The 9,232-nt window shown below is 69.8% G+C and carries 9 protein-coding genes and 1 rRNA gene; 7 read left to right on the plus strand and 3 right to left on the minus strand.

The window, feature by feature from the left end:
- The 7 genes from VJN29_RS10185 to VJN29_RS10215 form a co-directional block, all read left to right on the plus strand.
- A partial coding sequence (locus VJN29_RS10185) for a purine-nucleoside phosphorylase (RefSeq protein ID WP_324143517.1) occupies nt 1-744 on the plus strand: 744 nt, incomplete at its 5' end.
- A complete protein-coding gene (locus tag VJN29_RS10190) occupies nt 744-2,432 on the plus strand; it encodes a phospho-sugar mutase (RefSeq protein WP_324143518.1) in 1,689 nt (562 codons plus the stop codon). The genes VJN29_RS10185 and VJN29_RS10190, both read left to right, overlap by 1 nt.
- Before the next feature lie 198 nt (nt 2,433-2,630).
- A complete protein-coding gene (gene deoC, locus VJN29_RS10195) occupies nt 2,631-3,617 on the plus strand; it encodes a deoxyribose-phosphate aldolase (protein ID WP_414654340.1) in 987 nt (328 codons plus the stop codon).
- A gap of 16 nt (nt 3,618-3,633) precedes the next feature.
- Nucleotides 3,634-5,109 carry an aldehyde dehydrogenase family protein gene (locus tag VJN29_RS10200; RefSeq protein WP_324143519.1) on the plus strand — a complete coding sequence of 492 codons (1,476 nt, stop codon included), beginning with the start codon at nt 3,634-3,636 and terminating at the stop codon, nt 5,107-5,109.
- On the plus strand, nt 5,106-5,993 hold the full coding sequence (locus tag VJN29_RS10205; RefSeq protein ID WP_324143520.1) for an aldehyde dehydrogenase family protein: 888 nt from the start codon (nt 5,106-5,108) through the stop codon (nt 5,991-5,993). The genes VJN29_RS10200 and VJN29_RS10205 overlap by 4 nt, the downstream gene beginning before the upstream one ends.
- A gap of 242 nt (nt 5,994-6,235) precedes the next feature.
- Nucleotides 6,236-6,754 (plus strand): ATP-binding protein, encoded by a 519-nt coding sequence (locus tag VJN29_RS10210; protein ID WP_324143521.1) that lies wholly within the window; start codon nt 6,236-6,238, stop codon nt 6,752-6,754.
- A complete protein-coding gene (locus VJN29_RS10215; protein WP_324143522.1) occupies nt 6,751-7,437 on the plus strand; it encodes an aspartate/glutamate racemase family protein in 687 nt (228 codons plus the stop codon). The genes VJN29_RS10210 and VJN29_RS10215 overlap by 4 nt, the downstream gene beginning before the upstream one ends.
- 45 nt (nt 7,438-7,482) lie before the next feature.
- Here VJN29_RS10215 and VJN29_RS10220 read toward each other — a convergent pair whose 3' ends face one another.
- The 3 genes from VJN29_RS10220 to rrf form a co-directional block, all read right to left on the minus strand.
- Complete coding sequence (locus VJN29_RS10220) at nt 7,483-8,628, minus strand: adenosine deaminase (protein ID WP_324143523.1); 1,146 nt, start codon at nt 8,626-8,628, stop codon at nt 7,483-7,485.
- Nucleotides 8,625-8,996 (minus strand): cupin, encoded by a 372-nt coding sequence (locus tag VJN29_RS10225; protein ID WP_324143524.1) that lies wholly within the window; start codon nt 8,994-8,996, stop codon nt 8,625-8,627. The genes VJN29_RS10220 and VJN29_RS10225 overlap by 4 nt, the downstream gene beginning before the upstream one ends.
- Before the next feature lie 102 nt (nt 8,997-9,098).
- Nucleotides 9,099-9,215, minus strand: a 5S ribosomal RNA gene (gene rrf / locus VJN29_RS10230).
- Between the last annotated feature and the right edge of the window lie 17 nt (nt 9,216-9,232).

The raw sequence follows: 9,232 nt of genomic DNA on the forward strand, positions 1-9,232 counted from the left end.
GGAGCCGCTCGTCACGACGTGGCCCTCGTCCTCGGCTCGGGCTGGCGACAGGCAGGCGACCTGATCGGCGAAACGGTGGCCACGGTGGACAATGCCGACGTCCCGGGCTTCTACGCAGCCGCCGTCGAGGGCCACTCGAGGACGATGCAGTCGGTCGCGATCGGCGACACCGGGCGGCGCGCCCTCGTCTATGGCTCGCGGACCCACTTCTACGAGGGCCGCGGCGTCCGCCCAGTTGTCCACGCCGTGCGGACCGCCCGTGCCGCCGGATGCTCGACGATCATCCTCACCAACGGCTGCGGCGGCCTCAACCCGCAGTGGCAGCCGGGCACGACGGTTCTCATCCGCGACCACATCAACCTCTCGGCGCAGTCTCCGATCGAGGGCCCGAACTTCGTCGACGTCACCGACCTCTACTCGCCGCGTCTGCGGGAGATCGCGCGCGAGGTGGACCCCACGCTCGACGAGGGCGTCTACGTCCAGTTCCGCGGTCCCCAGTACGAGACACCCGCCGAGGTCCGCATGGCCAAGATCCTCGGTGGCGACCTCGTCGGCATGTCGACGGGACTGGAGGCGATCGCAGCACGGCAGGTGGGTCTCGAGGTGCTCGGCATCTCGCTCGTCACCAACCTCGCGGCCGGGATCAGTGACAAGCCGCTCAGCCACGACGAGGTCCTCGAGGCCGGTCAGGCGGCCTCCGGCCGCTGCGCGGACCTGCTCTCCACCATCGTCAGGCGCCTCTGATGACCGCGACGGACACCTCTGCTGACCTGCTCGCGGCCGCGCGGGCCTGGCGCGACGACGATCCCGACGCGACCACCCGCGGCGAGCTCGACTCGCTCATCGGCCGGTTCGAGGCCGGCTCGGACGAGGCAAGGGACGAGCTGGCCGACCGCTTCTCGGGCATGCTCGCGTTCGGCACTGCGGGACTGCGTGGCGCCCTGGGCGCCGGTCCCAACCGGATGAACCGCAGCGTCGTCATCCGCGCTGCCGCGGGGCTCGTCGCCTACCTCTTGTCCGAGGGCGATGTGGGTCACGACCCCCTCGTCGTGATCGGCTTCGATGCCCGCTACAACTCCGACGTGTTCGCCCGGGACACCGCGGCGGTCGTCGTCGCCGCGGGAGGCCGCGCCCTGCTCCTGCCCAAGCCCCTCCCCACGCCCGTGCTCGCCTTCGCGATCCGTCACCTCGGCGCCGACGCGGGCGTCATGGTCACGGCGAGCCACAACCCTCCCCAGGACAACGGGTACAAGGTCTACCTCGGCGACGGCAGCCAGATCGTGCCGCCGGCGGACGCCCAGATCGCCGCTCACATCGCCGCGGTCCCCTCCGTTGCGAGCGTTCCCCTCGCCGCCGAGGGATGGGAGACCCTCGGCGAGGGCCTGGTCCAGGCCTATGTCGACGCGGTCGTCACCGTCGTCGATCCGGACTCACCGCGTGACCTCCACTGCGTGCACACGAGCCTGCACGGCGTCGGGCACGGCACCGTCGCGGCGGCGTTCCTTCAGGCCGGGTTCGAGCTACCCACCCCGGTCGACGAGCAAGCCGTGCCGGATCCCGACTTCCCGACCGTCGCCTTCCCGAACCCCGAGGAGACGGGCGCCATCGACCTCGCCCTGGACCAGGCCCGGACCCAGCGCTGCGACCTCGTCATCGCCAACGATCCCGACGCCGACCGGTGCGCCGCGGCCGTGCTCGACCCGGCCCTCGGCGACTGGCGGATGCTGCGCGGAGACGAGGTCGGCGCACTTCTCGGCGCCCACATCGTGAACCGTGGGGTGCGGCCCGGCGACGTCTTCGCGTGCTCCATCGTGTCGTCACGCCTGCTCGCCGCGATCGCTGCGGCGGCCGGGATCCGGCACGAGGAGACCCTGACCGGGTTCAAGTGGATCTCGCGTGTGGGAGGGCTGCGCTACGGATACGAGGAGGCTCTCGGCTACTGCGTGGCGCCCCATCTGGTCAGGGACAAGGACGGCGTGAGCGCTGCGCTGCTGCTCGCGGAGCTCGCGGCGACGGCCAAGGCCCAGGGCCGCCATCTCACCGACCTGCTCGACGACCTCGCCCTCGCCCATGGCGTGCACGCGACCGACTCGTTCTCGGTCCGCGTCTCGGACCTGAGCCAGACCGAGGCGGTCCTGCGTGAGCTGCGGGATGCGCGGCCGACGTCGGTGGGGGGCGTCGCTGTCACACGCGTGGACGACCTCTCGGCCGGTGACGGCGGACTCCCGCCCACCGAAGGGCTGCGCTACTACCTCGCTGACCAGTCGCGGGTCATCGTCCGTCCGAGCGGGACCGAGCCAAAGGTCAAGGTCTATCTCGAGGTCATCGAGGCGGTCCCGGCAGCGGGCGACCTCGCTGGGGCGCGAACAGCGGCGGCCGACCGGCTGGCGGCGATCCGGGCCGAGTTCGAGCGCCTCACCGCCCTCCCCTGAGCCAATCGAGAGAACACCTTTCGGGCCCCTCCCTCAATCGAGAGAACACCTTTCGGGCCCCTTCCCGATCGAGAGAACACCTTTCGGGCCTCTCTCCCAATCGAAAGAACACCTTTCGGGGCCAAGGGACCCCGAAAGCTGTTCTCTCGATCGCCTTGGGCCGACTCGGGACGAGCGGCGCGTGGGTAGACTCGCCGGGTGACAGTCAGCACCACGACGCGCAGCGCGCAGGAGCTCACGGCCCAGGCGCGAGAACTCCTCGGCGTCTCGCGTCTGACCAACCACGCCCTCACCTCCTGGCTGCACGGCCTGTCCGGGGTCGACCAAGTGGGCTGCGAGGCACGCGCGGCGTCGCTCGGGACCCGCTCGATCAAGACGACGGCGAAGGCGTGGGCCATCGACACGGCGATCAGCATGATCGACCTGACCACCCTCGAGGGCGCCGACACGGTCGGCAAGGTCCGCTCGCTCTGTGCGAAGGCGCGCGTGCCGGACCCGCTCGACCCGACCACTCCGAGCCCGGCCGCGGTGTGCGTCTACGGCGACATGGTCGCCACGGCGAAGCAGGCCTTGGGCGACAGCGGGATCCACGTCGCCGCGGTCGCCACCGCCTTCCCGTCCGGGCGCGCCTCGATGGACGTCAAGCTCGCCGACACGCGCGCTGCCGTCGAGGCCGGGGCTGACGAGATCGACATGGTGATCGACCGCGGTGCCTTCCTCTCGGGTGACTACCTCACTGTCTTCAGCCAGATCGCCGAGGTCAGACAGGCCTGCGGCGAGGCGCACCTCAAGGTCATCATGGAGACCGGCGAGCTCGTCACCTACGACAACGTCCGGCGCGCCTCCTACCTGTCGATGCTCGCCGGGGGCGACTTCATCAAGACCTCGACGGGCAAGGTCTCCCCCGCGGCCACCCTCCCTGTCACGCTCCTCATGCTCGAGGCCGTGCGCGACTGGCGTGAGCTCACCGGTGTCCAGGTCGGCGTCAAGCCGGCCGGAGGCATCCGCACCTCCAAGGACGCCATCAAGTACCTCGTCCTCGTCAACGAGATCGCCGGCGATGACTGGATGACGCCCGAGTGGTTCCGCTTCGGCGCCTCGAGCCTGCTCAACGACCTGCTGCTGCAACGCCAGAAGCTCGCGACGGGCGCCTACTCCGGCGCCGACTACGTGACGCTCGACTGACCGGGAGACAGTGCTGATGGCAACCTTCGAGTACGCGCCGGCCCCGGAGTCGCGCGGCATCGTCACCCTCGAGAAGTCGTACGGCCTCTACATCGACGGCGCCTTCACGCGGCCCAAGGACACCTTCGAGTCGATCAACCCGGCCGACGAGACGGTCCTCGCGGAGGTCAGCCAGGCCGGCCGCAAGGACGTCGACAAGGCGGTCGCCGCTGCCCGCCGTGCCCTCGAAGGCCCGTGGGGGCGGATCAGCGGTGCCGAGCGCGGCAAGTACCTCTTCCGGATCGCCCGCATCCTGCAGGAGCGCTCGCGTGAGTTCGCCGTCCTCGAGACGCTCGACAACGGCAAGCCGATCAAGGAGACCCGCGACGTCGACCTCCCGATCGCCGCGGCACACTTCTTCTACCACGCCGGCTGGGCCGACAAGTTGTCGTATGCCGCTGGGCTTGGTTCCCCAGGCACCGTGACCCGACCGTACGGCGTGGTGGGACAGATCATTCCGTGGAACTTCCCGCTCCTCATGCTCGCCTGGAAGATCGCGCCGGCGCTGGCGACCGGCAACACCGTCGTCCTCAAGCCCGCCGAGACCACGCCGCTGACGGCGCTCCTGTTCGCCGAGGTGTGCCAGCAGGCCGACCTGCCCCCCGGGGTCGTCAACATCGTCACGGGCGACGGGACCACGGGCGAGGCCATCGTCGACCACCCCGACGTCGACAAGATCGCCTTCACCGGCTCCACCGAGGTCGGCAAGGCCATCGCGCGTCGGATCGCCGGCACCTCGAAGAAGGCCACGCTCGAGCTTGGCGGCAAGGCCGCCAACATCGTCTTCGACGATGCGCCGATCGACCAGGCGATCGAGGGCATCGTCAACGGCATCTTCTTCAACCAGGGACAGGTGTGCTGTGCCGGCTCGAGGCTGCTGGTGCAGGAGAGCGTCCACGACGCGGTCATCGCGCGGCTGAAGCGCCGCCTCCAGACGCTGCGGGTCGGCGACCCGATGGACAAGAACAGCGATCTCGGCGCCATCAACAGCAAGGTCCAGCTCGACCGGATCACCTCGCTCGTCGAGGCCGGTGTGGCCGAGGGCGCGGAGCGCTGGAGTCCCGAGTGCACGCTGCCGGCGCGGGGGTACTGGTTCCCACCGACAGTCCTGACCGGTGTCTCCCAGACCCACCGCGTCGCGACCGAGGAGATCTTCGGGCCGGTGCTGTCGGTGCTGACGTTCCGCACCCCGCAGGAGGCGGTCGCCAAGGCGAACAACACCTCGTACGGCCTCTCGGCCGGGGTCTGGACCGAGAAGGGCTCCCGGATCCTCTGGATGGCCGACCAGCTGCGGGCCGGCGTCGTCTGGGCCAACACCTTCAACCGCTTCGACCCGAGCTCGCCCTTCGGTGGGTACAAGGAGTCCGGCTACGGACGCGAGGGCGGCCGCCACGGCCTCGACGCCTATGTGAGGACGACGCCCGCAGCCCTGACCACGGGAGCCAGCCGATGAGCCGCCTCGACGTCCGCAAGACGTACAAGCTCTACATCGGCGGGAAGTTCCCGCGGAGCGAGTCCGGTCGCTCCTACGAGGTAGTGTCCGCCAAGGGCGCCTTTCTCGCCAATGCGTCGATGGGGTCCCGCAAGGATGTCCGCGACGCCGTCGTCGCGGCGCGAGGAGCCCTGTCCGGCTGGGCGGGGGCGACCGCCTACAACCGGGGCCAGGTGCTGTACCGCGCTGCCGAGGTGCTCGAGGGACGTCGAGCGCAGTTCGTCGAAGAGGTCGCGGCCGGCGAGGGGCTGAGCGCCCGCGCCGCCGGAACAGTCGTGGACGCCTCCGTCGACCGGCTCGTCTGGTACGCCGGGTGGACGGACAAGATTGCGCAGGTTCTCGGCAACCTCAACCCGGTGGCGGGTCCCTTCTTCAACGTATCGGCGCCGGAGCCGACGGGCGTTGTGGGTATCCTTGCGCCCCAGTCTTCTTCGCTACTTGGCCTGATCTCGGTCGTTGCCCCCGTCGTCGCAACGGGCAACACTGCCGTCGTCCTCACCTCGGCCGCACGCCCGCTGCCGGCGATCACCCTGGGCGAGGTCCTGGCGACCTCCGACCTGCCGGGAGGCGTCGTCAACCTCATCACGGCGAAGACGCAGGAGGTCGCGCCGTGGCTCGCCTCGCACCGTGACGTCAACGCGATCGACCTGACGGGTGCCGCGGGTGCCGATGGGGTCGAGTGGGGCGCGCTCGAGGGCGAGGCCGCAGGCAACCTCAAGCGCGTCCTTCGCCCCGAGGTCGTGGACGGCGTCGCCGTCGAGCCGGACTGGTCGGCGGACCCCGGCCTCGGTCGGATCCGTGCCTTCGTCGAGACCAAGACGGTGTGGCACCCCAAGGGCCTGTGACCGGGGCCAGCACGCCGAGGACGGCCGGCGGGGACCGCACACCGAGGACGGCCAGCGGGAACCGTGGCAAGGCGGGACCCAGCGGGGACGGGAGGGCACGTGGTGCGAGAAGCGAGCCCAGCGGCATACGGTCCAGTGGTGCACCACGTTCCCGCCGGCGGGTCGTCCTTATCACTGGCCCCAGTGGGGCCGGGAAGAGCCGACTTGCCACTCGAGTCAGCGATGCGCGCGGGTGGCCGGTCGTGCGCCTCGATGACTTCTACCGCGAGGTCGACGACCCGGACCTGCCGAGATCGCCGCTGGGGATCCCCGACTGGGACCACATCGACTCGTGGGACCTGCAGGCCGCCGTGGCGTCGCTCAGGACGCTTGTCGACACCGGCTCAGCAGAGGTGCCGACCTACGACATCGGCTCCTCCCGGGTCACCGGACGTCAGTTCCTCACCTGCGCCCCGGACGACTTCGTGCTTGCAGAGGGCCTCTTTGCGGCACGGCTCACGGAACCGCTTGCCGCAGAGGGGCTGCTGGCGGATGCCCTCTGCGTGCGCCGCTCGCGGTGGGTCACTTTCGTGCTGAGGCTCCTTCGCGACCTCGCCGAGCGACGCAAGCCGCCGCACATCCTGCTCCGGCGCGGCATCGCGCTGTTCCGGGCCGAGCCGGCCATCATCGCGCAGGCCGAGGCCCATGGCGCCAGGTGCGTCACCCCGAGTGAGGCGGAGTCGCAGGTGAGCGGGCTCGTTGGCGGAGGGTCGATGCCGTGAAACTCATCGGCATGCTCGGCGGCATGAGCTGGGAGTCGACCGCGGAGTACTACCGACTCGCCAACGAGATCGTCCGTGGTCGCGTCGGCGGACTCGCCTCGGCACGGATCCTGCTCCACTCAGTTGACTTCGCGGAGGTGGAGCGAATGCAGGCCGCCGGCGACTGGGACGCCTCGGGCCGGCTTCTCGCCGAGGCGGCGCGGGGCTTGGAGCGCGGTGGCGCCGAGCTCCTCGTCCTCTGCACCAACACGATGCACAAGGTCGCCGATGCGATCACTGCCGCGACGGACGTCCCGTTCGTGCACATCGCCGACGTCACGGCTGCCGCGGTGCGCGCAGCCGGGATGCAGCGGGTCGGGCTGCTCGCCACCGGCTACACCATGGAGCAGCCGTTCCTACGCGACCGCCTCGAGTCCCGCGGCCTCTCCGTGATCGTGCCCGAGGCGGCCGACCGCGCCGAGGTGCACCGGATCATCTACGACGAGCTCTGCGTCGGCCAGATCTCCGAACCGTCGCGCGCGGTCTACCGCGACGTCATTCGCAGGCTCGTCGACGCCGGGGCGGAGGGCATCATCCTCGGCTGCACCGAGATCGAGCTGCTCGTCGGTCCGGACGACTCCCCGGTGCCGGTCTTCCCGACGACGCGCCTGCACGTCGAGGCCGCCATCGCCGCCGCCCTGTGACCAGGCGAACGCCATGGCTTCTGGCAGCCATGTCTCGAGCGCGGCTCAGACCGGGTGGCCGAGCGCCACGTAGCCAGGCTTGATGACGTCCTCGATGATCGCCAGCCGCTCGTCGAACGGGATGAACGCCGACTTCATCGCGTTGATGGTGACCCATCTGAGATCGGCGAGGTCCCAGTCCGCCTGCTGGGCCAGGAGCAAGGCCTCCTTCGACATCGTCGTGTCGCTCATGAGCCGATTGTCGGTGTTGAGAGTCACGCGGAAGCGCAGCCGCTTGAGCAAGGTGATCGGATGCAGCGCGATCGACAGCGCCGCGGAGGTCTGGACGTTGCTGCTCGGGCACATCTCCAGCGGGATCCGGGTATCCCGGACGTACGCGGCCAGCCGCCCCAGCGAGACGTCGTCCAGGTCGACGTCCGCGAGGGCCCGCGGGTCGTGTTTCCGGGAGTCCAGCCACTCCGCGAAGGGGCGGCCCTCGAGGCTGATGTCATCGACGATCCGGACCCCGTGGCCGAGGCGGTCGGCGCCGCACCACTGGATCGCCTCCCAGATGGACGGAAGGCCGAAGGCCTCGCCCGCGTGGATGGTGAAGTGCGAGTTCTCGCGCCGCAGGTACTCGAAGGCGTCGAGATGACGGGTGGGCGGGTAGCCCGCCTCGGCGCCGGCGATGTCGAAGCCGGAGACTCCTTGGTCCCGGTAGCGAACGGCGAGCTCGGCTATCTCGGTGGACTTGGCGGCATGGCGCATGGCGGTGAGCAGCGCGGTGACCCGGATCTGGCCGCCCCTCGCGGCGACCAACGCCTCACCCTCCCGAAAGCCGGTGTTGACGCACTCGACAACCTCCTCGAGGGACAGGCCCTGGCCCAGATGCTGCTCAGGGGCGTACCGGCTCTCTGCGTACACGACCCCATCCGCCGCCAGGTCCTCCACACACTCACGGGCGACGCGACGCAGGCCTCCGGCCGTCTGCATCACGGCGAGGGTGTGGTCGAAGGTCTCGAGGTAGAGGGGCAGGGAACCCGAGTCCGCGCTCTGCCGGAACCATGTGCCCAACGATTCGGCGTCCCGCGTCGGGAGCCCCTCGTGGCCGGCCTCCTGGGCGAGCTCGATGATGGTCTGCGGGCGCAGGCCGCCATCGAGGTGGTCGTGGAGGAGAACCTTCGGGGCCACCCGCGCGGTCTCCGGGGTCACGCGATCTCCTCGCGGTGCGCCGACTGCTCAGCGAATGCCGGGATGCACACCGCAACGTACTCGGCTCCTTCGGGCCCGCACGAGTAGCGGACCCGTTCGCCGCCGCGGGTCACGACGGTCTGTCCCGCGTTGACCTCGAGCCGGCCGGCATCGTGGTCGACGAGCACCTGACCTCTCAGGACGACGGTGATCTCATCAAAGTCCGGAGCCTGGTACGGCTCGGACCAGCCGGCAGGTGCCTGCATGTGCGCGACCGAGACGGAGGCCTGCAGGTTGGCATCAGGCGTGTTGACAGCGCCGACGTGCTCCTCGATGAGCTTCCCGCCGGGCACCGGGATCTTGGTTGGAGCTGAGATGAGTTCGGGCACGCGCCAACCCTACGCCCGACGGGGTGATCCGCTGAGAATGACATGCGGAAGGACATGCGAAACGCCCCACCGACCGAAGTCGATGGGGCGTTTCTAAAGTTTGTCCGGCTGCGTCCTACTCTCCCACACCGTCACCAGTGCAGTACCATCGGCGCTGAAGGGCTTAGCTTCCGGGTTCGGAATGGGGCCGGGCGTTTCCCCTTCGCCATGGCAGCCGTAACTCTGTGGAGATGTCA

Origin of the sequence: Intrasporangium sp., assembly GCF_035280925.1 — a bacterium.
Classification (GTDB): domain Bacteria; phylum Actinomycetota; class Actinomycetes; order Actinomycetales; family Dermatophilaceae; genus Intrasporangium.

What these genes read in the sequence shown, in the direction of transcription:
- VJN29_RS10205 (WP_324143520.1), top strand. Translation starts at nt 5,106, where the DNA reads ATGAGCCGCCTCGACGTCCGCAAGACGTACAAGCTCTACATCGGCGGG.
- VJN29_RS10190 (WP_324143518.1), top strand. Translation starts at nt 744, where the DNA reads ATGACCGCGACGGACACCTCTGCTGACCTGCTCGCGGCCGCGCGGGCC.
- VJN29_RS10200 (WP_324143519.1), top strand. Translation starts at nt 3,634, where the DNA reads ATGGCAACCTTCGAGTACGCGCCGGCCCCGGAGTCGCGCGGCATCGTC.